Origin of the sequence: Geomicrobium sp. JSM 1781026 (assembly GCF_041949955.1) — a bacterium.
In the GTDB taxonomy this organism is placed as follows: Bacteria; Bacillota; Bacilli; order Bacillales; family Marinococcaceae; genus Geomicrobium_A.
Map to the genome: position 1 here is coordinate 232,797 of NZ_JBHFQF010000003.1, position 23,351 is coordinate 256,147.

Consider the following 23,351-nt stretch of genomic DNA (forward strand, 5'->3'; position numbering starts at 1 on the left):
ACACACATTTGTCTGTTGAGAGTGCTGGTAAAAAACATATTACGAGGAGGACGACGATGAATTTCGAACGCACGCACGACGCTTTTATTCAGGATTGGCATGAAGCTATGCATTCGGGGGACACGACGAAGCTAGAAAACATGACAGACGATTACACCGTCGTATTTTACGATGAAAATGTTCTAGAACCTGCAACGTTCACGAAAGCAGAAGCGATTGCAGGCATGCGATCTTCTGCTGCTGATCTGAAAGGGATGGAAAAACGATTTGACGATCGCGTCATCTCCATGAAAACAGAAACACGTGCGGTTGTGTTTTATCGAATGCACATTATTCATGAAGGTCGTTCTTTAGCTGAGCTGTTTACGATTGAACATTGGACTGAAGAAGAGGGTCGATGGTTGCTCGCCGCTGAAATTCAGCAGAGAGTGAGGTAGTATAGGTTTCCTCATTTATTCACATGTAGGGCACAAATAATATTCTACAACGTGAAGCGGTCCGCTCGTAGACGGGAATCACCGGAGATCCAATCTACGTGGGGTTTTCAACATAAAGGAGCGTTGCAATCGTAATTTATTCCATCATAGAGCCATCTATGTGGGGATATAGCTTTTCTATGTGGGAATTTAAACAAAAAATGATTCCTCGTTAAAGGAAATTCCAACATAGACGTGTCTATGTTGGAATTTCCCTTTTTCAACGAACGAAAGCAACGCTTTCGATTGATCTATTGATGAATGTGCTATTGAAGTGACACCTCCTCGGCGACACTTACTCGGTAGTTACCTAGATCCCTATCGTTTAAGTTTGTGATAATTTCCTTCTTAACCCGGTCCGCGTCCTCATTAGCATCCACGTACACGTTAATCCGCTCCTCTTCCCCATCGATTTGATAGGCAGTTATTGCATTATCTTCCCACGCCCGGTCAAGAATCCGTTCAATTTCTTCGGCTTCCTGTTCGCTCGTATAATGAATGGTCGACATGTTAAGTTCTATGACGAAAAATACGACCATAGCCGTGATGACGACGAGATACCTCTTCATAACTTCCCCCACTTCACACCCGTTGCAGATGAGTATGCTTAAAGTCAGACGGGTACTTCAATCCATAACCTAGTGCCCGGTCCATGCCGATATGTGCGAGCCATATGACCGCTACCGCAAACACGACATTCCACCCGGTCATCGTGCTAACGAGCATAAGAAGGAGCGGAAAACTATACGTATGAAATACGTTATAGACGACCGCCCCGACTCGACGGTCTTTCAAATACCCGAGCGCAGATAAATCTGGGGCGAGCAAGAGCAGGAAGAACCACCACCAACTAAATCCTGTTGTCGCGTACAAATAAAGTGACACAACAAAAACAGCTCCCCCTTCGATATGTAACATTCGTCGATTCAAGACGTTCACCTTCCCAAATTAATTCAGTATATGTACTTCTTTTAAAAAAGCGTTCATGCTCGCCGACACCCACTTTTTCTCGTGATGCACGGTGAAGATGCCTACTTGATCACGGGGATGGGCCTCGTGCAATTCCTGCAGACTACCCGCTTGCAGCTCATTTTGCACAACGAACGACGGCAATAGAGAAACGCCTAATCCGCTCAGCACACATTGTTTTACTGCTTCGATGCTCGGGAGTTCAATCACTTTCCTCATTGATGACCTGACCCGTTGTTGCCAGCTACGTGTGCGTTCTGCAACAAACATCGTCTGCTCGGTAAGCGGGGTAGTGCTCAGGGCGCCAACGAACTTTAATTCTTCTACCCGGACGGTGCTCAACGTGACCTCACTAGGCTCCCAGTCAGCCATCTCTACTAAAAGGGCAACGTCATAATCACCATACTTTAGCTGAGTGATCAGATCGGCATAATCAACAGATTTCACTTCCAATCTGACATGCGGGTACTTCTCCGAAAAAGCCGGGATGAGTCGGGGCAAATAATAAATCATCAGTGATTCCGAGACGCCAATCGTTAGCTTTCCCGCCGGCTCATCCCCGTCACGTATTGCATCGATTGATTGCTCATACAGCTGGAGCATCTGTGTTACGTACGGCAAAAAACGCTCACCTGCATCCGTCAGCACCACTCGGTTGCCGAGTCGTTCAAACAGCGGCGTGATGAAAGCTACCTACCTCTACAATCGTTTTAAACGTAACCCATTGCCGAAACTCCATCCACCCCAACTCCAATTCAATAAAATTGAACAGATAATTCATTTATATCTATTTTACTGAATTTACTGATCGGCGTATAGTAGGTGTTAAAAGAACTAAAGGTGATGTTCGATGTTCTCGGTTTTATTATTGCTCGCTATTGGTTTTGAAGTGGTGGGTGCCACACTTATGCCTGCTGCAACAACGAACGGGTGGATCTTCTTTATTTTGCTCGGTTTCTGGTACGCGGCACTTGTTATCTATATTTTGCTCACGTTTCACTCAGAAGTCGGTATCACAAGCGCTTTGTTTACCGGGGGCAGCACCGTCCTCGTCGCCATATCTGGAATTATGTTTTACGAAGAAGTGTTGTCATTGAGCAAAGTGATTGGCATTGCCGCTATTATTGCTGGTGTGATTGGTATTCAGACCACGTTCGGTAAGGAGTTGAAAACATAATGGGGTACGTATGGTTAGCGTTCAGTTTGATGACCGCCATTTTGGCTAATGTCTTTGTAAAGACTGCCTATGGATTCACAAATCGAGCATCAACTGCACTCGCTTTTCTTTGTTACGGGTGGTGTGCTTACTTTCTAGTTTTGACCGTTTCTTATATGGAACTCGGTGCTTTATATGGCATTTGGGCAGGACTGACCGTCTCAGGAACCGCGCTCATCGGTATGAATTTTCTTAATGAGCGACGCTCAAAAAGAAAAGTTTTATCGATCGCTCTAATTATTTTCGGGGTTGTTCTGTTGCAACTCTAGTAAATACGTGATCTTCTCTTGATCTTTATCGTTGTTCTTAGTTGACCGATAACTGTCTTTGGAAGAAGCTTCATAGATGCGTAAGTATTGTTCGGCTGTTGGCAAATAGAAACACGCACCGGCTCGTTCTTGTAGCTTCAACTGCTCGATAGGAATTCCTGCAAACGCAGGAAGCGTATCAATAATCCCAAATTCAACTTCTTCTCCGTCTTTTAGAAACTGATGTTCATGTAAGTCGACGAGTCGATAGCCGAGCCCTTCCATCCGTTTCATAATCTCTGACCACTCATCAATGGATTTCTCTGCTGGAACTTCCCACCCCCTGGCATCTCCAGGCACATGAATATCCAAATCTCGTGCCTGCCAACTCCGCTCGGTGAGCACTTCCAAGCCAACACTGCCCATGAGTAGCGGGGTAATCCCCTGCTCATTTAACGCCTTGCAAATGATTGTAAACTGTTCAAACTTCTCATTCATCGGCTTCTCTCCATTCTTTACGGTGCAACGAGTTCAACTTTCATGCGATCAGGCCCTTCAAAGTAAACCGCATAATAATCGGGCCCTCCCGCGTACGGATGCTTGTCCTCATACAAAACGTTAAACCCCCGAGCTTTTAACTCCTCAGTCATTTCATCTACATGCCGACGAGAATCCGCGTGGAAAGCTAAATGATTCAATCCCGTCCGTTTACGGTGATATGGAACGCCCAAATATTTTTCTTCGGTTTGCACGAACACGATGTACGTGTCGCCCAACTTCCAACTTGCCCCTTCCGCCCATTGCTGAAATGGTTCATAGCCGAGCCCTTCGAGAAACCACCCCCAAAACTGTGACGCTGTATGTAAATCAGAGACGTACAATTCAATATGATGAAGCATTCCTCGTGTCAACATGTTCCCTCCTCCAATCTGTGAAACTTCCCAAGCCATACAATTCGACACATCATTGCAAATCCCTTTACAAAAAAGCAGCATCTGTGCGGACGACAGATGCTGCTCTTATCTATTTGACCGGAATCCAAATTTCAGAATATAAATCTTCACGATAGGGATCATCTTTTGAATACACTTCTAGCTCAGGGGTACCGGTGTGCTCATAACCGCTGGATGGTAGCCACTCGGAATAGATCTTTTTCCATACCGCTTGCATCGCACCAGGCATCGGGCCATGCACTTCAAAGACCGCCCATGTTGATGCTGGAATCTGGATGTGATTAAAGCTGTCAGAACGACCACCACCACTCGCCGTGCCAATCCAATACTCCACCGATTTTTCATTCTTCCCTACGCATAAACCGAGTAAACCGGATATCGGCCCGTCGTTCAGCGCAAACAGCTGATCGGTCGTACCTTCGCTAATTAATCGATCCCATCTTTTCGGAATCTCCTTGAAGTTCTCTCCGTTCTCTAATGAAAACGTCTCGTTCACGCCGACCACATCAAATGCTTCCTTCTCAACCATCTTCACATTCATTGGTTCTGCCCCTTTCAGGCTCACCTGGATGACCAGGCGGTTATAGGATGTTAACTTTCCCTTGTACGCGCGTGCTTTCGTAGGCGAAATTCCGTGATGCTTACGAAAAGCTTTAGAGAAAGCTTCGGGGGTTTCGTAGCCATATTTGTAGGCGATGTCGATCACTTTCGTGTTCTCCCTTGTCAACTCATGGGCAGCTAGCGTTAAGCGCCGCCGTCTGAGGTACTCGCCGACAGACATGTCCGTTAGTACCGAGAACACGCGCTGAAAATGAAAGGAAGAGAAGTTTGCTTCTTTCGCAATACTTTCCACCGATATCTCTTCCAGCAAATGATCTTCCATATAATCAATCGCAACTTGCAACGACTGGACCCACGTCATTGTACTCCCCCCTCTATAATCATCCTACCGCCCTTTTGTTGTACCATCTGGTCAAGATGTGCGCCCGTTGGACAGTATCATTATAGCGCAAAGCCGCGCCGAACCGAGTTCGGTTTCGTTTCGGCCCCGACGAGGCCGACGTGTCGTTGAGCACTTCAGCCTGGAATCTGCGCCCAAGTTGGAACAAACTGCGCCCAAGTTTGGCGAAATCGGCGCTAATTTCGTAAAAAAGAGCAAACTCGAGCGCAGATAGGGGAAACTAGCGCGCAGAACGGTCGTTCGTCTTGTCCGCATGTGCCGACATCATACAAATCTTTTGATGTTTTCACGCGGTTATAGATTGGTAGTCGCTTCTAACGAGACCGCTCAGCATGCGCGCAAACGGACCGTTCCACCACTCCTTTACAGCTAGCAACCATCGGCTCTTGCCTCCCCCCGCCCCATCAACCGCAACGACCTTCGCCGTGCGGTGCTTAGTGTCCGGGACATCTGCATGAATCATACCGCTTGCAATTACAATGCTTCAGCCATAACACACACCAAAAAACGTGCGGGTGCTTACAGCACCCGCACGTCATATCCACCCCAACACTTAAGCGTCCGCTTCTTCAGCTGGGTCAGATTCATTTCCAAAGTGATCGACGGCTTTTACGGTATAGTCCGTATCTTGATCGTTAACAAGAAATGATTTTCTCTCTAGCTGCGATACGCTTCCTACGTGAGTCTCTTCGCCATCTGCATCGATTTCATAGATTCGGTAACCGACAATCTCTTCATCTCTTACAGAGTGCCATGACAACAAATCGCCTTGAATCGTCAGTTCTGTAGGAACAGGTAATACCGGCTCCTCTTCTTCTTCTTCGACAAGCGATGTGTAGACGACAAGTCGTTCTTCATGTGTTCCGTTTTCTTGGTTGAATACCCCTGTACACGTAATCAGATTTAACTGTTTCTCATCCGAAGGTCCAAATATTTCTTCAACAGGAGAGTCATCAAATGGGTAGCGCTCCATCTCATCAACGATGAATTCGAGTTCTTCCCCATCTTCTCCCGTTACAAATACTTGGTCACCAGGTTCTAAGTCCCCCAAGTCGAAAAACACTGCCGGTCCCGTACGGTCATCAACGTGACCGGCCAATACCGCGTTGCCTGCACCACCTGGCTGTGTGCCTGGCTCATACCAGCCCACATCTTCTCCGTTATCGGGCACACCCATCTGCCCGTTTTCTAATTGTCCAACTTCAATGACTGGCGCATCAATATCGAGTGCAGGGATCGTCAAGCCTGTCGGGTACGTTTCCTGCGCTTGATTTGTATCCTCATACGCTTGATCGATGCGTGCTTCATCAATACCGAACTCTTCAGCAATCGTTTGATCTTCGTCGGGAGGCTCCATGGCTTCCGCCTGAGCTCTCACTTCTTCTTGTTCCTCTCGTTCTTCCTCCACGACACTACCCACATCCGCATCCTCAGTGAGGCTACAGCCGATGAGGACAAATGGACTGATGATGAAAAAGATAACCTGCCTTTTCCACATCGGCTCTCACTCTCCTATCTCGTTATGCTCGTGTGCGGTATCTGCGTACGCCAAAGTAACCAACTAGACCTGCCGTTGCACCAGCAAAGATCCAAGCCATCCACTGAAGGGAGATTCCATTCGCAGTGGCGCCACCCATACCTGTTTGTGGCATTTCTGGAACCATTTCGCCACCTTCAAACATATCAGGGTGCTGCGTAACAATCGCATCCGCTAGGCCTGCACCAATATCAAACGTAAATGCATAACCTTCTCTGAACGTATCAAATGAACTTGTGTAGTCACCTGCTGCATAGTAATCAAATGTCCCGAGTACTTGGCTCTCGTGCACATTCACAAGCTCAGTCGCATCCGCTGCTGGCAAGATACCTTCCGTTGCTGTATCTAAAAACATCCCAAATTCATCGGCAAACATGCTCAATTTATTTTCCGCTTCTTCTTTTGCCGCATCATCATTGTTTTTCGCTGCTACGACATATTCACTTTGAGCAAGAATGTGGTTTCCTTGCCAAATTTGCTCAAACTGCTCGCCGCCTTCTTCACCATAAACCGAAGCAATCGTTGCTTTTAAGTCAGCCGTGTTCTCATCTTCTGCCCAGCTTACAAAGTCCAAGTCTTCGCGTTCCTTAAATTCTTTAGACATGGATAACGTGGCAAGTGCAAAGTGTTCTGCGACGAGATTGCTCGCATCAGAGCGTAAGTTGCCCGCTTCGGTGTTTGGCACCGTACCGTCAAACATCTCTGGGTTTTGCTCGACAATTGCGCCTGATAGAGCTGCACTAATATCAAACATATGCGACAAGCCTTCACGGTACGTCATGTATGCTGTTTCGTAATCACCTTCTACATAGGCAGTAAACGCATCTTCCACTTGTTGCTCATGAATGTCTAACACTTCAATGGCTGCGTCACTTGGTAATTCGCCTTCTGTTGCTCCTTCAAGGAATTCACCGAACTCTACATAAAACGCATCCAGCATCGCCGATGCTTCTTCTTGGGCTGCCATGTCTTCATCTTTCACTGCTTGCACATAGTCTACAGTGTAATCATTATGTGCAGAGAAGATGCGGTCAAACTCTTCCGCGCCCTCATCACCGTAAAGTGTAGCGATTGCCGGTTTCATATCGGCTGCGTTTTGTTCAAGCGCCGCTTGTGCTGCTTCGGCACTTTCATCCCCATCGTATTGCTTTTGCATTGATAGTACTGCGAGTGCAAAGTGTTCCGATAAGAGATGATCCAATGTTCCTCTAAGTTCTACTGCGGGTGTCATTACTCCAGACATATTTTCTTCCGCATGAACCGTCTGCATAAACGTTGGTGTAAGCAATGAGACACTTAATGCTGGAATTAATACCTTTTTCAAATTCATAATCAAGCACTCCTCTGTATGTTTTGGTTTGCTAAGCTAACGCACAGAATGCTCAAATGGATCACTTTTTGGAAAAAAAGATTTTTATTGTTTTAGATTTTAGCTAAAAGGGGAAGTTCATTTATGTAGTTCGCAACGTCTAAAAACAAAAAAACCCGGCGGAGTGTTGCGCACTCTACCGGGAGCTACTTTATAATTCTTGCAGCAAGACGATTTCGCCTTCAGGTTGCTCACTCGTTTCATCGGGTTCGATCGTAATTGCGATCGTGTCAAAGCCCATCTCTGGGTCAATGTCGAAAGTGGACATGCCGCTGCCGTCTTCTCCTGGGGTAAATGTCCCCGCACGATACGGCTCTTCATCTTTGAGTAGCCACACTTGATACACTTCTGTATCTGCAGGCTGGCTCAGTTGATCAGCTTCAACGATCAACTGTTGGTGCTGGTCTTTGTCAACAAAAGACGCTCTCGCTTCAAACGGAATGTCTTCTGCGGATGGCTGTAAACTCAGTTGTTGCACGAGAGAGTCTATACTTACAGAAGGAATTTCTTCCCCTTCTTCTGGAGACGAAGCCAGTTCTGTAAACAGAAAGGCATTCCCTACGAGTGACAACATCAACGCCGCTGCCATCGTTGGCATAATCCATCTATTCTTTTTCTTCGGTTTGAATTCAACTGGTTCTGACACCTTTTCAGGTTCCGTTGGTGCTTTTTCCTCAAAGGCCGCAGATAGCACGCGCTCTTTCATTGACGGAGGAGGATCAATAGGTTCTGATAGAAATCCTAGATCACTCGTAAGCTCTTTGAGTTCATTTAATTCTTCTTGGCAGTCTGAACACGTTTCTAGATGCACTTCAAACGCTTGTTTCTCTTCTTCTGATAAATGCCCATTCATATAGTCGATTAAATGATCACAACGTTTACTCATGAGTAACCCCTCCTTTCTGTTCAATCTGCTCAATCGATTCTTTCAGATGCTTTAAGGCAAGCCTGAGACGCCCTTTTACCGTTCCTAACGGGATATCACACTGATCGGCGATTTTTTGTTGGGACAACCCTCGGTAATAAAATAAAACGATAACGTTTTGCTGCTCTGGCTTCAGTTGCTCGATCGCTTCTCGGACAACGCCTCGCTTCTCATTCCACTCGACTTGGTCCTCAACACTCGGATCAGGATCTTCCGCCATTTCTTTCGTGGCAATCTCCGATGCTGTTTCCCGCTTTTTACGAAGATGGTCAATTACCGTATTCCGGGTAATCGTCAACAGCCAACTCGAAAATTTACCTTTCGTCTCATCATATGAACTTTTCTGCGTCCAGATCTTTATAAATACTTCTTGAACAATTTCTTCCGAGAATTGCTGGTCTTCGGTCATCTTGTAACTAAAGGAATAAAGAAGTTTGCCGTAGCGATCATACATCAATTCCAAAGCATCTTTATCGCCCTGCCTTAGCCTGACATACACATCTACATCTTTTTTGGGCATCGGTATCTCCTTTTCGATCTGATCTCGATTTAGGGAGTAAAAATCGGAATATTGACTCTCTGCTGATTGTACATGGATTGTTGGAGAAATGCCAAATAAAGATGCTACATATTAAACGCAACACACACGCAAACGGATCACTTTTTCACAAAAACGTTACAAATGGCAAAATCCCGGGTATGAGACTTGTAGACTATAGAAAGAAAGAGGAGATTGACCTATGAAGAAGTTTTATTCACTACTTGGCGTTACTAGCTTAAGCCTCGTGCTGATCGCGTGCAACGGCGACGCCGACACATCTGAAGAAACCGACAACGAAACCGATGAAGAAACGACCGGACAATCGGATGAAGAAGACGACGTGGCAGAAGCCGATGACGACGGGGAAATGACTGTCGAAGAAATCATTGATGCCGCGATTGCTGCCGAAGACGATTTCCAGAGTATCTACTCGCATTCCGTGATGACGACAGGCGTTGATGGTGACACCGAAGCCGATGTACCAGAAGAGGAAACCGGCGTCGCCCAAGAAGAAGAGCTGATTGAATACATTTACCACCACGAAGACGGTTCCGTGAGCAATCGTATGGAGCGCATGATTGACGGGGAACCGACGGAGTATACCGCAGGTGACAGTGAATATACGCTCACCTATACCGAAGATGAGGACGTTGCCTACCGGGTTGAACAAGTAGATGTGGAGGGTGACCCCGCAGACGTCAATGTCCGGGAAAATCAATTTGATCAGATGATGGAAGATTATGAAGTTACTTTAGAAGGCGAAGAAGAAATCAACGACTACATGACGTATCATTTAACATTCAGTGACGAAGAAGAAGTTCGACACTACTGGATCGATCAAGATACATTTGAAGTCATCCGTCTCGAAAACGAACACGCCGAAAACCCGTTCCGCATCACCTTTGAAGTGTTAGAATACGAACTAGACATTGACTACGATGAAGCCTTCTTCCAACTCGAAGATGTGATCGGTGACGACGTCGAAATTGAAGATCGCGATCAAGACGAGCACCTAGAAGCAGAAATCGAAGACATTGAAGAAGACATCGAAGACGAAGATGAATAATCAAGCGAGCAAAAACGGATGTCCCGAAAAGGGGACATCCGTTTTTTATAATTATAAAACCACGTTGAGTTGCCCGTTGGCACCTTCGGTGCCGAGCATAATTGAAAGGGTGTGCTTTGTGACAATCCAACCTACAAACGGGGGCACTACAGGGCAGCAAACGTCTCATATACTTCATTTAGTGACAGTTCGCGAAGCTTATGTGGCAATCGAGGTTAAGAATGATGACTTTCGCTTGGCCCATCGTCACATACATCCGTTTTTAAGGCGGTTTTCGTATTTCTTTCACGCCCTGCCTCGTCCTTTTATAGTTGCCATGAACAACACGAACGAACGGTATTGATCTAAGCGTTGTTATCCGCTATGGGATGATTTTCCGAGATTTGACTGCGTACTAGGTTAATATCTCACCATAGAATCATCTATGGTGAGATTCTCTTCACACCCCAATATTCGGTCCGTACAAATGAAACAAGGACGGTTGCCGCACCGTCCTCATTCTTTTTTCCATTCAGCCCTCTTTTGCTGTGCCTTTGAACCTCGTGAAAAATACGATCAGTCCGACAACAAATGCTAGCAGCAACATCCATGTAGCCCCTGTTGATAATGGTACGACGTCGAGAAACGACAACACGACGATTACAGGCAACACGAACATCGCACCCAGCAACCGTGTGTACCGGGCATGTCGCATTCGTTCTTTAAAAGACAACCCATCCACCTCCAATTAAGAAAAATAAGAAAACAAACGGTCATAAACAAAAGGCAGTAGTACGAATATGGCAACCCCTACAGATACTACACATACTATTCCCAATCTCCAATTGGAACGCGACACTTCACCTTTTGACTTGGCAATGTTGAGCACGTTTATAATTGCTCTGACTGTAATGATAATAATCAAACCGGAAAATACTGTTGCGAAAAAGGCCGGCATAAACTCTACTCCTTATGTACCACTTTTTAAATTTTACAAAACATTCATTATACGAATATACTAGTAAAACTAAACTCTAATCTGATCGCGTACTACATGTTCTTATACCCGAAATTCGTGCCTCTTTTGACAGAATCCAAAAACACATCGATCTCCTCCGCAATTTGTTTCGAGTTTGTATAATGAAGATTGTGAGCGGCGTCGATGTGAACGAGTGTCGCATCATTTTGATTTTGCTGGAACGTCTGTTGAAATCCAAGCCACGTCGCCTTGTCCCATCCAGTCCCCTCGCCATTGGAGACGAATTGCAGCGTGGGGACGGACCGGTTCTGACGTGATACAACAACTTGTGCATTTTCCTTTATTAACCCCACTTCATTGACCATGTTCGTCGTTGATGTACGGCGATGTTGGAGCGCTCGATACATCTTTTCTTCGTGCTCAGTAAACGTTCCATACTCCAACACTTCCTAGGATACAAGACTTGGCACCCATCTCGTTAATCCGAGATTGGCAGCCACATTGCCGGCGTGGACAAGGGGCATTGGAATCGCCATGTTCTCATAGGCTTCGGGGGTCGCCATATCCAAGCCAATCAGTGCGGTCACTTCTTCTGGATATTGCTCTGTCCAATAGATCGCTTCGATGCCTGACATAGAATGTGGCACTAACACGTATGGCCCATCGACACCCGCTTGTCGCAGCGCTTCTCTCGTCTCAGCTAGTATCGTGTCAATGTCTCGGGACTGGTCGGTCACTTCACTAAATCCGTACCCTGCCTTTTCAATAACGACAACCGTATGCCGGTCGGCAAGCTCTTTATACAATGGCAAAAAGTCAAACACTGGCGCACTTGTGCCTCCCCCTGCCATAAAAATGAGCGTATGCTCCCCTGCTCCCTTTTTGTACACGTGCATGGCGCTACCGTGACGATCCACCATCTCTCCCATTGGCTGAATCCATGCTTCTTCTCGAACCAACTGCACTTGGTGATAAATGAAACTTACAAACAGAATACTTATGAAAATACTTACTCCAACACTAACAAAAATAACAATCCTCACACGCCAACCCATCGTTTAGGCATTGGCTTCTAGATGTCGTTTTATCAATTTGATTTGCCCACGGTGGCTAATCTCATCTTCTAGAACATGAAACCATAGGAAATAGTTATTGTACGGCGTACCATCTGGAAACTGTTGTTCTTTGTATAACCACTCATCCTCTTGTTGTTTTAGGAAATTGTAAGTTTCTTCTCGAACGTGTTTTAATTTTTGCAAATAATCGTCTACGGTGAAGTTTTTAATCTCTTCTCGACCACGCTCGCCGAGTTGCATCGCTGCCATCCACTCTTTCTCTTCCTCTTCGTTCATCATCCGCTCTTCAAATGACATCACTTGGTGCAAAAACTCAATCGAGGCGATATGTTGGAGCAACATGCCAATTGAATTACTCGTCGGATCGAGCAAGTAGTCCAACTGTTTATCCGTCAGCTCAGCTACTTCAAACTCCGTCATCATTCGCGTATGTTGGAGCATATACACAAGCTCCCCAATTCCTTTGTCATACCCATCTTGCGATTCAAATTTAGCATTAAACATCTCATCACCCTTTATTTTAAAAATTATCTACATACATGTTACCTTTTTCCTAACTTCAATGAAAAGGTTTTTTCACACACTTAGTACCTTTCCTGTTTGGAAAACAATCCCCACACGACAGCGATGAGACCGATTACAAACAGCGCAATCGCAACAATCACTTCTACCGAGTACACAATCCATAGTTGATAATAAATGAGTTCCCGTCCGAACATACCACTTGCCACCGTTTGTGAGACGGATGCCGCATTCAACACAAAGCCGTATAATACAACACTAGCCAATACGAGCGTTGAGCCGACGATAATTCCTTTCATAAGACCCCCACTTAGTTTTTGTCGTATACGACTCTATAACCTTTATATATTCAAAATAAACTAACTTTTCAGATGAAAAAAGCAGCCCATGAAATGGACTGACCAGAGTCTTGCTTACCACTCGGAAAAGTCGAAGTGCACATCATCGCCATCTTCTAGTTCAACGTCTTCGGCACCTTCGAACACTTCTTCATCGTTGATCGTGTACGTCCAAAAGTAACCGTCTGTTTCGTTTGAATCATAACCATTAATGCCTTCAATAAAAGCACCGTCAGCGTCCGTCACAAGATCGAAATTCTCGTCCATAATGTCCATTAATGAATCGCCTTCCGTAAACATGACCTCTTCTTCCTCGATGACCTCACCGCCATCTTCTGTAAGAAGAATCGTCGCTTCGAGCATGTCGTCTTCAGACACATCCGTATCTTCACCGGACTGCTGCTCTTGTTCATCGGTAGCACAACCGATGAGGAATACGGCTGCTAGACCGATCAAAAATCCTTTCTTCAAAGACCCTCACTCCTTTATTCTACCTCTGTCATTGTAGCAGAAATTCGGAGGGATCACCTAAACACAATTAGTTCGTATCATCATGTTTTACCCCTTCATCAAGAAACGGAAAAGTCGAAGGGTTCTCAGGCAATGGATTGCCATTTGGATAACCTTCTGAGAAGTTGGCGTCAATGTCATGAATTGAAAAACTTTCTGATACAGGCGTGACTTCAGATTCTATCACTTCCTCGGTTTGTTCATCGCTGTCTAAGCACCCGACAGCACAAACAGCAAAAAGAAGCGATAGAGGAAGCCATGTGTACAACCGTTTATACTTCATATTCACCCGTCACCTCAATCCGTTCATCAGTAGGGTTACCGATCACAACGCTATACAGCGCTGTTTCTTCCGTGACAAGATGGCCATCGATATGGGAGGATTCACCGTACTGCCAAACGATCGACTCGGTATCGTGGTTGTATAGCCCGACCATCACTTCGTTGGTTGCTTCAATGGAGAACGGCATGACAAACTCTGGCCCTAACGTAAAGCGGTTACTTGAAAGCGCAACTTCTTCTGCCTCGACGCCCCAATGAATATCGCTCATATAGTGACCACCGACAGCAGGCTCGTCCGCCATGTCACTGCCGATCAAAAACGGAAATGCGAAAATAGGGAGAAGCTGAAAACCTTTCACCGTAATCTCTCCTTCATCATTAAAGTTGATGTTTCTACTGCTTTTTTTCCCTAACACACCGAAAATAAAACTCATAATTCTGACACCTTACATAATGTAGGTATTTTGCACACCTACTCAAGTTCACGCCTTGCAATGACAGCGATCGTCTTGCTATTAACTGACCGTTCACGACCCCTCACATCTTCATAACAATTCTCGATGGAAAAGCCTGCCTCTTCAAGCTCTTGAACCAGCTGTTCTTCAGTGAAATATTGGTGCCATATGTTGTACGTCTCTACATGGTCATCCGTAATAACCGTTGTTTGTTCCAGCGTAATCTTTCCACTGTATTTCACATTTTGTACGAGCTCCACATACGGTTCTGGCGACCAAAAGCCTCCGTTCTCATGAGTCCTCCAAGTACGTGTTTCCGCAAACGCGTGATACTGATGTTCTGTAAAAACATCCAACAAGAGACGACCGCCCGGCTTTAAGCTTTTGCGAATATTTGTGAGCAACGTTTGCCGGTCCGGTTGGCTGAGAGCGCCTAAGTCACAATAAATTAAAAGCGCTGCGTCATATCGGTCAACCTCGTCGGTCTCCAAGTAATTCTCAAACCGATACTCGATGGGCAACTGTTGATTTTCCGCTTGCCCCCGCGCGTAGTTAATGGAATTTAATGAGAAGTCGACGCCCGTTACGCGTAACCCTTTTTTCGCTAGTCGCTCACAATAAAGACCTGGCCCTGAGCCGTAGTCGATGATTTTTGCTGAATCATTATTCACCAATTTTCCGGTAATAAACTCGACGGATTCGTCTATAAACGCAAACGAGCGACTCGCCCCGTCATGGCTTGGCTCCAAATGAGCTTCCAGTAAAAACAGAGCAATGTGCGGATCTTGCCAAAACATCTTCTCTGATTTTTCGAATGGAGTGGGTAGTTGCAAGCCTCGTATTAATTTTTGTGTCATCTATTGACTATCCTCTCATCTAATTGGCTAGTTAAGGTCGCTCGTCCCAAGGTTCTAACGTACCGACGACCGATACAGCTTGTTGATCTTTGATTCCTCGGATGACCCCTGCAGAAATCTCATCGTGTGTGAGCCATCTGGAAACACGACCATCATAAATAAAGCCTAGTTGAATGTCAATGAAGCGACATTGTTCAGAAACGATGTTCTGCTCTTTCTTAATCTGCTGAACATCATGGCTACTGCCACGAACCGTCACAAGCTGCCAGACGTCCGCTTGCATCCGGTCAATCTGTTCAACAATAAGAGAACGAGCCCCGGGCGCTGTCCCATGAATCCAAGCGACTACCGTATGAATCGGTCCAAACGTATCGTATGCCCTCTGAACCTCCTGTTTCAGCTGTTCTGAATCAGTGTAGTCAAGTTGCCGAGTACCCAGTGCCGCGCTCGTCTGTTCCAACCTGTGCAACCGTTGTTCATTCCTCCCAAATGCGGTGGCATGTGTTGCGTGCTCCGCGACCCATTTCGTTGCGCCAGCTAGCATTCCCGTTCCTCCGAAGATTAGCGCATGACCTAAATTCATTGATCTGCCTCCTTTAAAAATATACACCTAAAGCATCGCAAACATTAAACAAAGGTACATCGATGAACTGACTGACTTTTGCATCCGACATCCGTCTGACGATGATTAAGACCTTTGGTCAGAGGAGGGGGGGTGTTGTTTGTTACTCACGCGTTTAGCTCTCTCGTTTGCCAAAATAGTTATAAGAAGACTGCATAAACATCTGTCCAACGTGCGCTCTTAGTATTGTTAATACACTATAAACAATGATAGATCAAAGTTGCAGGGAAGCATTGTTCTCTTCATATGATGCAAACAAACTGATGACGCCATTCACAATGTAATGTAAGTAGCACTCTCGTTCAACATACTTATTCATTTATTGATTAAAACTATCACAATCTCTCCTAAAATTTTTGAGAGGGGTACTCTAATCTGTGCAGAAAGACTATACTAGGGCGGTGATTTTATTGATTAAAAAGATCCTTGTTTTGTTATCGATACCTTTTCTCGTGAGTTGTTTAAATCAGCACAACATGTCTGATTTTACACCGTCTGGTGTAGAGGCTGGAAGCAACAGTTATTACAACTTAAATCTTTCGATGGATGAATCTGATACCTTCAGTGCAGATGTTGAAATTGAAATTACAAATACTTCGAGTAATCGCTGGGAAAATTTACGACTATATTTTATCCCTAATGTATTTACCGAGCCTTATTATGAAGGTCAAGGCAACGCAGCTACTATAGACATTAAAGGCACTTACATTAATGGTTCTCCGAGTGAATTTCAATTGCAATACGATGAACTCTCTATCCCTCTCACTAAACCTTTACACCCAAGTGAAACGATCAACTTCAAAATGGCATATGATTTTTTGTTACCTGATGAAGGGTACCGCTTTACAAGAAGCGGGGAAAACCATCACCTGGCACAATGGTACCCCATGGTCCCGACTTATCAAAATGGCCAATGGAATAAAGAGCCCTTTACCGATAAAGGGGAATCATACCATACACCATTTAGTAATTTTGACGTCACGATTAACGTGCCCGAAAGGTTTTCGATCGTCACAAGCAGTGATCAAGATGACTTCTCTAAAAACCGTGTTTCACACCGTATGGACAATATAAAAGAGTTTTTTATAGCTATTATGGACAGTCCTCGTAAGGTAAGTACAAATGTAAACGGAGTGACCATCAACCTCTTCGGATTAGATGACACTGCAGATCTGTTTTTGAAAGAGACGCTAGAAGTAGCTGCAGAATCATTTGAATACTTTTATAGCAATATTGGACCATACCCTCACCAAGAGCTAGATATTTTACTTGATGGTATTGCGATGGAATACCCAGGGGTTGTAACGGCTGGAAGCATAGGGGGAGTTAGCACTCAAAATATCAGCGTCGACCATTTAAAAAATGTAATTGTACATGAAATTGCTCATCAATGGTTTTACGGCGTTGTAAGTAACGACCCTTTTCATGAAGCCTGGCTAGATGAAGGGATAGCAGAATTAGCCACACACTTATTTTTTGAAAATAAAGATGACCGCAACCCATTGGATAAGGAGTCATTAGACGAATTCAGTGAAACACCTTCTAACATCTCTTTAGATGATAAACGTGCTTCCAGTAATTATATTTATGGTAAATCATCTTTAAGTTTATATCTCCTTCTAGCCGAGATGGGAGACAGAGAACTCAAAGAGGAATTCTTGTCAGATTATTACCACATGTATCAGTATGAAGAAGTGAATACAAGTGAGTTTGTCAGATTCACAAAAAGATACTTTGATCTAGAAGACGATCGGTTATTTAACGATTGGCTTGATCTTTAACTATATAATAACAACCTCATATCAAAGAAATGAGGTAATAATGAATCAACGTATGAACTCAAGCATTTCAATCAAGTTTCACGTGGTGTTCAACAAAGAAGTCGCTTCCTGTTTCACACAGACCCCCGCTCCGGACACAAATTCCCTTTACCCTCGCTTTTGTGTCCGGCCAGAACCCCCGCCACGGACACAAATCCCTATTACACTTGCTTTTGTGTCCGGATAGACTCCCTCAACGGACACAAATTCCTCTTTCCCCTGCTTTTGTGTCCGGCCAGAACCCCGCTCCGGACACAAACCCCTCTTACACTTGCTTTTGTGTCCGGCTGGACTCCCGCCCCGTACTGGAACTGAATCCTACGCTCCTTGCCTCCCCGTTCCGACCAGCGCCCCATTCCCACCAAAAAGGAATACTCATCATCAACTCACTATATATACTTCAATAAATCCGCCACTCGTTCGAGCGTTGTGACCGCTGGGTCGTCTGACTGCACCCCAATGCCGAATCCTCGAATGCCTGCGTTCGTTGCTAGTTGAACGTCGACATCTGAATCTCCGATCATAAAGGATTCGCCCAACTTGATCGCCGGATACCGCTCGATCGCTTGCTCAATCATTTCCGTGTTCGGCTTGATGCAACAACACCCCGCGTCTCGGGCGTGAGGACAATGAAACACGTCCAGAATCGGAATGCTACGCTCTCTGAGCGTTGCCAGCATTTGACGATTCATATGCTCGTATTGCTCGGCAGTAATGTACCCCTCGTTAATGATATATTGATTCGTGACGATGATGACCTCATACCCTTTCCCGCGCACAGCCTCGAGCGTATCCATCGCACCCCGGATCCACACTGGCGATTCAACCCGCCCCCACTCCTTATCGGGAACATCTTCAATGATCGTTCCGTCGCGATCAAAAAAAGCAACCCTCATTCGAAACACCTCCAAAATCTATAGTATACTAGACGTATGAAAGAGGCTGATACTATCAAACATAACCCTTATGACGAACAAGCTTTTTTTGAGAAATACGAACAGATGGACCGCTCGAAGTATGGACTCTCAGGCGCCGGAGAGTGGTCAACGCTGCAACAATTGTTACCTGACTTTCATCATAACCGTGTGCTTGATTTAGGTTGTGGCTACGGTTGGCACTGTGTATACGCGGTAGAACAAGGAGCAAAACAAGTCGTTGGCATCGATGTGTCAGAGAAAATGATCGGGGTCGCCAAAGAAAAAACGGCGGGGATGGACAATGTGTCGTACGTACAGACTGCGATTGAAGACGTTCGGTTTGACGATGAGAGCTTTGATGTTGTGATTAGTTCTCTCGCCTTTCATTATGTTGAATCGTTTGATCGAGTCGCAAAAAACGTACATCGCATGCTCGAAACTGGAGGACAATTCGTGTTTTCCGTTGAGCACCCTGTTTTCACTGCGGCGGGTAGTCAACAGTGGCACACCGATGAAAAAGGGAACATTCAACACTTTCCCGTTGACCGCTATTTCTATGAGGGGGAACGAGACACCACTTTCCTAGGCGAAACGGTCAAGAAGTATCACCGGACACTCACAACGTACGTAGATACACTGCTCACGAATGGATTTCGGTTAGATCGCCTCGTCGAGCCGATGCCCCCTGCTTCATCAGGAATGGAAGACGAGATGCGCCGGCCAATGATGCTCATTGTGCGGGCGACGAAACAATAAAAGAGAGGTCCAACGCGGACCTCTCCCTTCACCCAATCATCGTGTAGCCGCCATTGACCGCGATCACTTGTCCAGTCACCCAGTTCGTTTGTTCAGACAACAGAAACGTCGTCATGTTGGCGACATCAGTACGATCCCCGAGGGTACCGAGGGGATATTGTTTGACGAGTTTCGTTTTTAGTGACTCATCAAGCTCTCCTTGGTCGATCATTCCAAGCGATACGGTATTGCATTGCACCCCGCTTCGACCCGCTTCTTGCGCGAGCGATTTCACAAAGCTCGCCGCTCCGCTCCGAGCAGCGCCAGACACGCTCAAGTAGCGATCGCCCGTACGGGCGGAGTCTCCAATCAGATTAATGAACTTCCCGCTGCCCCGCTCCATCATGTCGGGCACGAAACGGTGCGCCAAATTCATGACCGCTTGTAAGCATATGTCGATCTCTTTTTGCCACTCTCCACGTTCATAAGAGAAAAATGGTTTTAGCTGTGTCCAGCCAGCATTATTCACGATCGCATCGACCGGTCCAGTTGTTTCATACAACGCATCGACGTTCGCATAATCCCCGAGATCTCCACTCACTAATTGTACGTCCACACCGAGTTCACGGATTTCCTCTGCGGTACGCTTTGCTTCCTCTTTGGATTGATGATAATGCAGGGCAATGTTCGCCCCCGCTCCCGCCACCTCAAGTGCAATCGCTTTTCCAATCCCTTTGGCTGCACCGGTGATGAGTACGGTTTTGCCGTTCAATTGTACGTGCATATAAACTCCTCCTAAGCCATCGTTAACCCGCCATTCACTGACAACGTTTGTCCGGTCACATAACCGGCTTCTTCTGATGCAAAGAAGGCAACAGCATTGGCGATGTCTTCAGCTTCTGCCAACCTGCGGAATGGGATCGCTTTTTCCAACGCTTTGACGATGCCATCGTTGTACTCACTAATCTCAGCAAGAAGGGGGGTGTTACTCGGTCCAGGCGCAATGCAATTCACATTGATCTTATGACGTGCCATTTCACGAGCGAGCGTTTTCGTAAAGGACACGACGCCCCCTTTTGCTGCGGAATACACCGCCTCCCCGCTTGAACCGACGCGCGCCGAATCTGACGCCAAGTTCACGACTTTGCCGTGCCCTTGGTCAATCATGACTGGCAAAACGGCTTTACACGTATGAATTTGGCCCATTAAATTGATGGAGATGACTTTTTGCCAAGTGTCCGGTTCGCTTTTTAGAAACGGCTCAATTTTATCCCATCCGGCATTGTTCACAAGAATGGAAATCTTGCCAAAGTGATCCGCTGCCTTCTTTACAGCTTCTTCTACATCTTCTAATGAAGTGACGTCGCATGCAAGGGGTAAGGCTTCGGTGTCTAACAGCTCGGCGGTTTCTTTTGCTGAATCGATGGAAATATCGGTCACGACGATCTTCATGCCTTTGTTTGCGAGTGTCTTGGCAATCTCGCGACCAATGCCTCGTCCTGCTCCGGTAATAAATGCTACTTCGCTCATGTTGGTACCCTCCACGTTTCTCTATTGTTTAATCATGTCTCGAAGGCGGAATTTCTGTATCTTTCCGCTCGGTGTTCTCGGAAATTGTTCAAGCACTTCGACGCGCTCGGGCCAATATTGTTTGGCCACACCTTTCTCTTCTAAAAAGTGCTTAATGTCTTCTAGCGTAAGGGGTGTCTCATTTGGTTTCATGCCGATCATCGCACAAGCTCTTTCTTGCAGACGTGCGTCAGGCATGGCGACAATTTGGGCAATCTGAATGCTCGAATGTTCATAGAGCATATTCTCAACGTAGGCGACCGGGATGTTCTCTCCACCGCGAATGATAATGTCTTTATTTCTACCGGTGATGCGAATGTAACCGTCCGCATCAATTGTTGCCCGGTCACCGGTAATAAACCAATCGTTAATATGCTCACTTTCTGTGACTTCCGGTTGCTTTAAATAGCCGACAAATTGGGCAGGTCCCTTAGCGAGCAATGCCCCTTCAACATCTGGCGGGCACGGGTTTTCATACTCATCAATCGTTTTCACTTCCATATGAGGAAATGTCGTTCCATCTGTGCCCGTCAGCTTCTCAATGGAATCATTGAGCAACGTGAGCGTGACAAGACCGTTCTCGGATTGCCCCCAACCAGAGAGAATGGAAAATGAAACTTTTTCATTTGCCTCTTTCACGATTGCCCGAGGAATCGGTGCACCTAACGCAATAAATGCTCTAAAGGTTCGCAAATCATAGTTCTCCAACCCTTCAAACTGAACCATATCTTGCAAAAACGGGGTTGCGCTCGCTGTAAACGTAATGCGCTCTGTACTAATTTGTTCGAGAAATTCTTCTGGATTCCAAACGTCTTGGAAGACCGCTGTTCCACCGTAATGAATCGGCAGGCGTAGCCCGTAGCCAAAACCGGTTTGGTGGCCGAACGTGGACGGCATAAACATCACATCGTCATCAGTCAGCTTCAGGCGCTCAATCCAATAGTCAGTCGATACACAGAGCGTATTGTGCGTATGCATAACACCTTTAGGAGAACCTGTCGTGCCAGACGTAAAGATAATTTCGGTCAGCTCATTCGGGTCGTGGGTCATTGCTTGGAGTTCTTTCACGTCACGTCGTTCTTCCCAAGCAATATTCGTGAGGTCGGTAAACGCTTTCATGTGTGACGGCACGTTCTCTCCCACAACATACGTGTGCTCCAGTTGAGGCCAGTCATCCTTTAGACGATCGATCATGGCCGGGTAATCAAAGCTCCGGAATTCATCAGGCACGACGATCATTTTCGTTTCCGCCATCTTCACCATATAACCGATTTCTCTGTCCCGGTAAATCGGAATGAGCGGATTCGTAATCGCCCCAATCTTTGTGGCAGCGAGATGCAAAATGACAAACTCATTCCAATTTGGCAGTTGGATTGAAATAACATCCCCTTTTTTTAAGCCCGCTTCAAGCAAACCGAGGGCAACACGGTTGACGCATTGGGCCAATTCCGCATACGTGAATCGGCTTCGTTTATCAATGATCGCTTCTTTGTTCGGATAACGTTCAACCGCTCGATCAAAATAATCGAGAATCGTTTTGTTCGGCCAAATGTTCTCATACTGGGCAATGTATGCATCAGTTAACCGTGTCTCAAATGCCATTCTCACGCCTCCTTATTGGCGAAATTTGTGAAAATCAACCGGACGTTTTTCCAAAAACGCATTCTTTCCTTCTTCAGACTCTTTGGAGTCATAGAACATCGCGAGACTTCCCATCGCAAGCTGCGAAATGCCAGCAATATTGGCTGAGTCGGCATTGAATGAGTATTTCAGCATCTTAATCGCTGTTGGGCTTTTTTCGAGAATTTTTTCGGCCCATTCCTGTGCGGCCCCTTGCAATTCTTCTGGTGCAACGACTCGGTTCACAAGCCCCATCTCTTTACACTCGTCTGCTGTATATTGCTCACACAAATACCAAATTTCCCGCGCCTTTTTCTCACCGACGATTCTTGCGAGATAAGCCGAGCCGTAACCGGCATCATAACTTCCCACTTTCGGTCCACTTTGACCAAATTTCGCCGTTGATGCTGCTATGGTGAGGTCGCAAATGACATGGAGCACGTGCCCTCCTCCAATCGCATAGCCGTTTACAGCAGCGATGACGGGTTTTGGGATGTTGCGAATCGTATTGTGAAGGTTCTCGACCTCTAGACCAATACCGTTTCCAAGCCCACCACCGTAGTCGTATCCACCTTCGTCTCCTTTTTCTTTTTGGTCCCCACCGACACAAAACGCCTTCTCGCCTTCAGCAGTAAAGATGACGGCGCCAATGCGGTTGTCATCCCACGCTTCCCGAAACGCAGCAATCAACTCGCGAATCGTTTGGCCTCGGAATGCATTGTATACGTGGGGACGATTGATTTTTATCGTTGCAATTCCGTTGTTCTTTTCAAATACAATGTCTTCATACGTCATTAGTATCTCTCCTT

At 46.0% G+C, this 23,351-nt stretch carries 31 protein-coding genes; 6 read left to right on the forward strand and 25 right to left on the reverse strand.

All coding sequences use genetic code 11. From position 1 onward, the window contains the following. The first annotated feature begins 56 nt into the window (after positions 1-56). Entirely contained in the window at positions 57-437 is a 381-nt protein-coding gene (locus tag ACE1TF_RS06420; RefSeq protein WP_375015293.1) for a DUF4440 domain-containing protein, read from the forward strand. 305 nt (positions 438-742) lie between these two features. Here ACE1TF_RS06420 and ACE1TF_RS06425 read toward each other — a convergent pair whose 3' ends face one another. The 3 genes from ACE1TF_RS06425 to ACE1TF_RS06435 are packed head-to-tail and all read right to left on the reverse strand — an operon-like array spanning position 743 to position 2,066. Continuing rightward, the gene (locus ACE1TF_RS06425; RefSeq protein ID WP_152548895.1) at positions 743-1,045 is read right to left on the reverse strand and encodes a YolC/YozM family protein; all 303 of its coding nucleotides are present in this window, start codon (positions 1,043-1,045) and stop codon (positions 743-745) included. 13 nt (positions 1,046-1,058) lie between these two features. Further along, positions 1,059-1,415, reverse strand: a complete 357-nt coding sequence (locus ACE1TF_RS06430; protein WP_307189701.1) for a DUF4260 domain-containing protein — start codon at positions 1,413-1,415, stop codon at positions 1,059-1,061. A gap of 9 nt (positions 1,416-1,424) precedes the next feature. Next, entirely contained in the window at positions 1,425-2,066 is a 642-nt protein-coding gene (locus ACE1TF_RS06435; protein WP_375015296.1) for a LysR family transcriptional regulator, read from the reverse strand. Between the two features lie 229 nt (positions 2,067-2,295). Between ACE1TF_RS06435 and ACE1TF_RS06440 the strand changes: the two genes are divergently transcribed. Next, positions 2,296-2,622 (forward strand): DMT family transporter, encoded by a 327-nt coding sequence (locus ACE1TF_RS06440; RefSeq protein WP_375015298.1) that lies wholly within the window; start codon positions 2,296-2,298, stop codon positions 2,620-2,622. Next, on the forward strand, positions 2,622-2,930 hold the full coding sequence (locus ACE1TF_RS06445; RefSeq protein WP_375015300.1) for a DMT family transporter: 309 nt from the start codon (positions 2,622-2,624) through the stop codon (positions 2,928-2,930). Before ACE1TF_RS06440 ends, ACE1TF_RS06445 begins: the two co-directional genes overlap by 1 nt. Here the strand turns inward: ACE1TF_RS06445 and ACE1TF_RS06450 are convergent. The 7 genes from ACE1TF_RS06450 to ACE1TF_RS06480 all read right to left on the reverse strand — a co-directional run bounded on the left by ACE1TF_RS06450 (position 2,895) and on the right by ACE1TF_RS06480 (position 9,174). Next, on the reverse strand, positions 2,895-3,407 hold the full coding sequence (locus ACE1TF_RS06450) for a phosphoribosylanthranilate isomerase (RefSeq protein ID WP_375015302.1): 513 nt from the start codon (positions 3,405-3,407) through the stop codon (positions 2,895-2,897). The genes ACE1TF_RS06445 and ACE1TF_RS06450 overlap by 36 nt on opposite strands. Positions 3,408-3,424: 17 nt before the next feature. After that, positions 3,425-3,823, reverse strand: a complete 399-nt coding sequence (locus tag ACE1TF_RS06455) for a VOC family protein (RefSeq protein WP_375015304.1) — start codon at positions 3,821-3,823, stop codon at positions 3,425-3,427. Between the two features lie 109 nt (positions 3,824-3,932). Continuing rightward, complete coding sequence (locus ACE1TF_RS06460; protein WP_375015306.1) at positions 3,933-4,784, reverse strand: AraC family transcriptional regulator; 852 nt, start codon at positions 4,782-4,784, stop codon at positions 3,933-3,935. Positions 4,785-5,376: 592 nt separating this feature from the next. After that, the gene (locus ACE1TF_RS06465) at positions 5,377-6,321 is read right to left on the reverse strand and encodes a class F sortase (RefSeq protein ID WP_375015308.1); all 945 of its coding nucleotides are present in this window, start codon (positions 6,319-6,321) and stop codon (positions 5,377-5,379) included. A 22-nt stretch (positions 6,322-6,343) separates the two neighbouring features. Next, positions 6,344-7,690 carry a Rossmann-fold NAD(P)-binding domain-containing protein gene (locus tag ACE1TF_RS06470; RefSeq protein ID WP_375015310.1) on the reverse strand — a complete coding sequence of 449 codons (1,347 nt, stop codon included), beginning with the start codon at positions 7,688-7,690 and terminating at the stop codon, positions 6,344-6,346. A 190-nt stretch (positions 7,691-7,880) separates the two neighbouring features. Beyond that, the gene (locus tag ACE1TF_RS06475) at positions 7,881-8,615 is read right to left on the reverse strand and encodes an anti-sigma factor (RefSeq protein WP_042397180.1); all 735 of its coding nucleotides are present in this window, start codon (positions 8,613-8,615) and stop codon (positions 7,881-7,883) included. Next, entirely contained in the window at positions 8,608-9,174 is a 567-nt protein-coding gene (locus ACE1TF_RS06480) for an RNA polymerase sigma factor (protein ID WP_375015313.1), read from the reverse strand. Before ACE1TF_RS06480 ends, ACE1TF_RS06475 begins: the two co-directional genes overlap by 8 nt. Before the next feature lie 220 nt (positions 9,175-9,394). Here ACE1TF_RS06480 and ACE1TF_RS06485 point away from each other — a divergent pair, with 220 nt between their 5' ends. Then, entirely contained in the window at positions 9,395-10,261 is an 867-nt protein-coding gene (locus tag ACE1TF_RS06485) for a LolA-like protein (protein ID WP_375015315.1), read from the forward strand. Positions 10,262-10,772: 511 nt separating this feature from the next. On the opposite strand, the gene ACE1TF_RS06490 is transcribed toward ACE1TF_RS06485, so the two are convergent. The 10 genes from ACE1TF_RS06490 to ACE1TF_RS06535 form a co-directional block, all read right to left on the reverse strand. Beyond that, positions 10,773-10,973 carry a hypothetical protein gene (locus ACE1TF_RS06490; protein WP_375015317.1) on the reverse strand — a complete coding sequence of 67 codons (201 nt, stop codon included), beginning with the start codon at positions 10,971-10,973 and terminating at the stop codon, positions 10,773-10,775. Between the two features lie 317 nt (positions 10,974-11,290). After that, complete coding sequence (locus ACE1TF_RS06495; protein WP_375015319.1) at positions 11,291-11,662, reverse strand: hypothetical protein; 372 nt, start codon at positions 11,660-11,662, stop codon at positions 11,291-11,293. Positions 11,663-11,668: 6 nt separating this feature from the next. Further along, the gene (locus ACE1TF_RS06500; protein WP_375015321.1) at positions 11,669-12,262 is read right to left on the reverse strand and encodes an alpha/beta fold hydrolase; all 594 of its coding nucleotides are present in this window, start codon (positions 12,260-12,262) and stop codon (positions 11,669-11,671) included. Between the two features lie 15 nt (positions 12,263-12,277). After that, positions 12,278-12,799, reverse strand: a complete 522-nt coding sequence (locus tag ACE1TF_RS06505) for a DinB family protein (protein WP_375015323.1) — start codon at positions 12,797-12,799, stop codon at positions 12,278-12,280. A gap of 80 nt (positions 12,800-12,879) precedes the next feature. Then, positions 12,880-13,116, reverse strand: coding sequence for a hypothetical protein (locus ACE1TF_RS06510; protein ID WP_375015325.1), 237 nt, complete (start codon positions 13,114-13,116; stop codon positions 12,880-12,882). A 114-nt stretch (positions 13,117-13,230) separates the two neighbouring features. Continuing rightward, positions 13,231-13,626: a DUF4430 domain-containing protein gene (locus tag ACE1TF_RS06515; protein WP_375015327.1), complete on the reverse strand. Its 396-nt coding sequence runs from the start codon at positions 13,624-13,626 to the stop codon at positions 13,231-13,233. Positions 13,627-13,693: 67 nt separating this feature from the next. Further along, positions 13,694-13,948, reverse strand: a complete 255-nt coding sequence (locus ACE1TF_RS06520) for a hypothetical protein (RefSeq protein ID WP_375015329.1) — start codon at positions 13,946-13,948, stop codon at positions 13,694-13,696. After that, entirely contained in the window at positions 13,938-14,381 is a 444-nt protein-coding gene (locus ACE1TF_RS06525) for a hypothetical protein (RefSeq protein WP_375015331.1), read from the reverse strand. The genes ACE1TF_RS06520 and ACE1TF_RS06525 overlap by 11 nt, the downstream gene beginning before the upstream one ends. A 38-nt stretch (positions 14,382-14,419) precedes the next feature. Continuing rightward, positions 14,420-15,259, reverse strand: a complete 840-nt coding sequence (locus ACE1TF_RS06530) for a class I SAM-dependent methyltransferase (RefSeq protein ID WP_375015333.1) — start codon at positions 15,257-15,259, stop codon at positions 14,420-14,422. A 31-nt stretch (positions 15,260-15,290) separates the two neighbouring features. After that, positions 15,291-15,842: a Rossmann-fold NAD(P)-binding domain-containing protein gene (locus ACE1TF_RS06535; protein WP_375015335.1), complete on the reverse strand. Its 552-nt coding sequence runs from the start codon at positions 15,840-15,842 to the stop codon at positions 15,291-15,293. Between the two features lie 416 nt (positions 15,843-16,258). Between ACE1TF_RS06535 and ACE1TF_RS06540 the strand changes: the two genes are divergently transcribed. Further along, positions 16,259-17,662: a M1 family metallopeptidase gene (locus tag ACE1TF_RS06540; RefSeq protein ID WP_375015337.1), complete on the forward strand. Its 1,404-nt coding sequence runs from the start codon at positions 16,259-16,261 to the stop codon at positions 17,660-17,662. A 428-nt stretch (positions 17,663-18,090) separates the two neighbouring features. Here the strand turns inward: ACE1TF_RS06540 and ACE1TF_RS06545 are convergent, their stop codons facing one another. Further along, positions 18,091-18,597, reverse strand: a complete 507-nt coding sequence (locus ACE1TF_RS06545; RefSeq protein WP_375015339.1) for a D-glycero-alpha-D-manno-heptose-1,7-bisphosphate 7-phosphatase — start codon at positions 18,595-18,597, stop codon at positions 18,091-18,093. Between the two features lie 54 nt (positions 18,598-18,651). Here ACE1TF_RS06545 and ACE1TF_RS06550 point away from each other — a divergent pair, with 54 nt between their 5' ends. Continuing rightward, positions 18,652-19,374: a class I SAM-dependent methyltransferase gene (locus ACE1TF_RS06550; RefSeq protein ID WP_375015675.1), complete on the forward strand. Its 723-nt coding sequence runs from the start codon at positions 18,652-18,654 to the stop codon at positions 19,372-19,374. A 28-nt stretch (positions 19,375-19,402) separates the two neighbouring features. Here ACE1TF_RS06550 and ACE1TF_RS06555 read toward each other — a convergent pair whose 3' ends face one another. Genes ACE1TF_RS06555 through menB form a run of 4 tightly spaced genes read right to left on the reverse strand, consistent with a single transcriptional unit; the run spans position 19,403 to position 23,337 of the window. Further along, a complete protein-coding gene (locus ACE1TF_RS06555) occupies positions 19,403-20,137 on the reverse strand; it encodes an SDR family NAD(P)-dependent oxidoreductase (RefSeq protein ID WP_375015341.1) in 735 nt (244 codons plus the stop codon). An 11-nt stretch (positions 20,138-20,148) separates the two neighbouring features. Then, entirely contained in the window at positions 20,149-20,883 is a 735-nt protein-coding gene (locus ACE1TF_RS06560; protein ID WP_042397163.1) for an SDR family NAD(P)-dependent oxidoreductase, read from the reverse strand. A 21-nt stretch (positions 20,884-20,904) separates the two neighbouring features. Further along, positions 20,905-22,524, reverse strand: coding sequence for an AMP-binding protein (locus tag ACE1TF_RS06565; RefSeq protein WP_375015343.1), 1,620 nt, complete (start codon positions 22,522-22,524; stop codon positions 20,905-20,907). 12 nt (positions 22,525-22,536) lie between these two features. Continuing rightward, entirely contained in the window at positions 22,537-23,337 is an 801-nt protein-coding gene (gene menB / locus ACE1TF_RS06570) for a 1,4-dihydroxy-2-naphthoyl-CoA synthase (protein WP_375015345.1), read from the reverse strand. Between the last annotated feature and the right edge of the window lie 14 nt (positions 23,338-23,351).

What these genes read in the sequence shown, in the direction of transcription:
- ACE1TF_RS06445 (WP_375015300.1), top strand. Translation starts at nt 2,622, where the DNA reads ATGGGGTACGTATGGTTAGCGTTCAGTTTGATGACCGCCATTTTGGCT.
- ACE1TF_RS06530 (WP_375015333.1), bottom strand. Translation starts at nt 15,259, where the DNA reads ATGACACAAAAATTAATACGAGGCTTGCAACTACCCACTCCATTCGAA.
- ACE1TF_RS06420 (WP_375015293.1), top strand. Translation starts at nt 57, where the DNA reads ATGAATTTCGAACGCACGCACGACGCTTTTATTCAGGATTGGCATGAA.
- ACE1TF_RS06535 (WP_375015335.1), bottom strand. Translation starts at nt 15,842, where the DNA reads ATGAATTTAGGTCATGCGCTAATCTTCGGAGGAACGGGAATGCTAGCT.
- ACE1TF_RS06560 (WP_042397163.1), bottom strand. Translation starts at nt 20,883, where the DNA reads ATGAGCGAAGTAGCATTTATTACCGGAGCAGGACGAGGCATTGGTCGC.
- ACE1TF_RS06460 (WP_375015306.1), bottom strand. Translation starts at nt 4,784, where the DNA reads ATGACGTGGGTCCAGTCGTTGCAAGTTGCGATTGATTATATGGAAGAT.
- ACE1TF_RS06505 (WP_375015323.1), bottom strand. Translation starts at nt 12,799, where the DNA reads ATGTTTAATGCTAAATTTGAATCGCAAGATGGGTATGACAAAGGAATT.
- ACE1TF_RS06470 (WP_375015310.1), bottom strand. Translation starts at nt 7,690, where the DNA reads ATGAATTTGAAAAAGGTATTAATTCCAGCATTAAGTGTCTCATTGCTT.
- ACE1TF_RS06545 (WP_375015339.1), bottom strand. Translation starts at nt 18,597, where the DNA reads ATGAGGGTTGCTTTTTTTGATCGCGACGGAACGATCATTGAAGATGTT.
- ACE1TF_RS06555 (WP_375015341.1), bottom strand. Translation starts at nt 20,137, where the DNA reads ATGCACGTACAATTGAACGGCAAAACCGTACTCATCACCGGTGCAGCC.
- ACE1TF_RS06475 (WP_042397180.1), bottom strand. Translation starts at nt 8,615, where the DNA reads ATGAGTAAACGTTGTGATCATTTAATCGACTATATGAATGGGCATTTA.
- ACE1TF_RS06440 (WP_375015298.1), top strand. Translation starts at nt 2,296, where the DNA reads ATGTTCTCGGTTTTATTATTGCTCGCTATTGGTTTTGAAGTGGTGGGT.
- ACE1TF_RS06510 (WP_375015325.1), bottom strand. Translation starts at nt 13,116, where the DNA reads ATGAAAGGAATTATCGTCGGCTCAACGCTCGTATTGGCTAGTGTTGTA.
- ACE1TF_RS06485 (WP_375015315.1), top strand. Translation starts at nt 9,395, where the DNA reads ATGAAGAAGTTTTATTCACTACTTGGCGTTACTAGCTTAAGCCTCGTG.
- ACE1TF_RS06425 (WP_152548895.1), bottom strand. Translation starts at nt 1,045, where the DNA reads ATGAAGAGGTATCTCGTCGTCATCACGGCTATGGTCGTATTTTTCGTC.
- ACE1TF_RS06455 (WP_375015304.1), bottom strand. Translation starts at nt 3,823, where the DNA reads ATGTTGACACGAGGAATGCTTCATCATATTGAATTGTACGTCTCTGAT.
- menB (WP_375015345.1), bottom strand. Translation starts at nt 23,337, where the DNA reads ATGACGTATGAAGACATTGTATTTGAAAAGAACAACGGAATTGCAACG.
- ACE1TF_RS06450 (WP_375015302.1), bottom strand. Translation starts at nt 3,407, where the DNA reads ATGAATGAGAAGTTTGAACAGTTTACAATCATTTGCAAGGCGTTAAAT.
- ACE1TF_RS06565 (WP_375015343.1), bottom strand. Translation starts at nt 22,524, where the DNA reads ATGGCATTTGAGACACGGTTAACTGATGCATACATTGCCCAGTATGAG.
- ACE1TF_RS06465 (WP_375015308.1), bottom strand. Translation starts at nt 6,321, where the DNA reads ATGTGGAAAAGGCAGGTTATCTTTTTCATCATCAGTCCATTTGTCCTC.
- ACE1TF_RS06480 (WP_375015313.1), bottom strand. Translation starts at nt 9,174, where the DNA reads ATGCCCAAAAAAGATGTAGATGTGTATGTCAGGCTAAGGCAGGGCGAT.
- ACE1TF_RS06525 (WP_375015331.1), bottom strand. Translation starts at nt 14,381, where the DNA reads ATGAGTTTTATTTTCGGTGTGTTAGGGAAAAAAAGCAGTAGAAACATC.
- ACE1TF_RS06520 (WP_375015329.1), bottom strand. Translation starts at nt 13,948, where the DNA reads ATGAAGTATAAACGGTTGTACACATGGCTTCCTCTATCGCTTCTTTTT.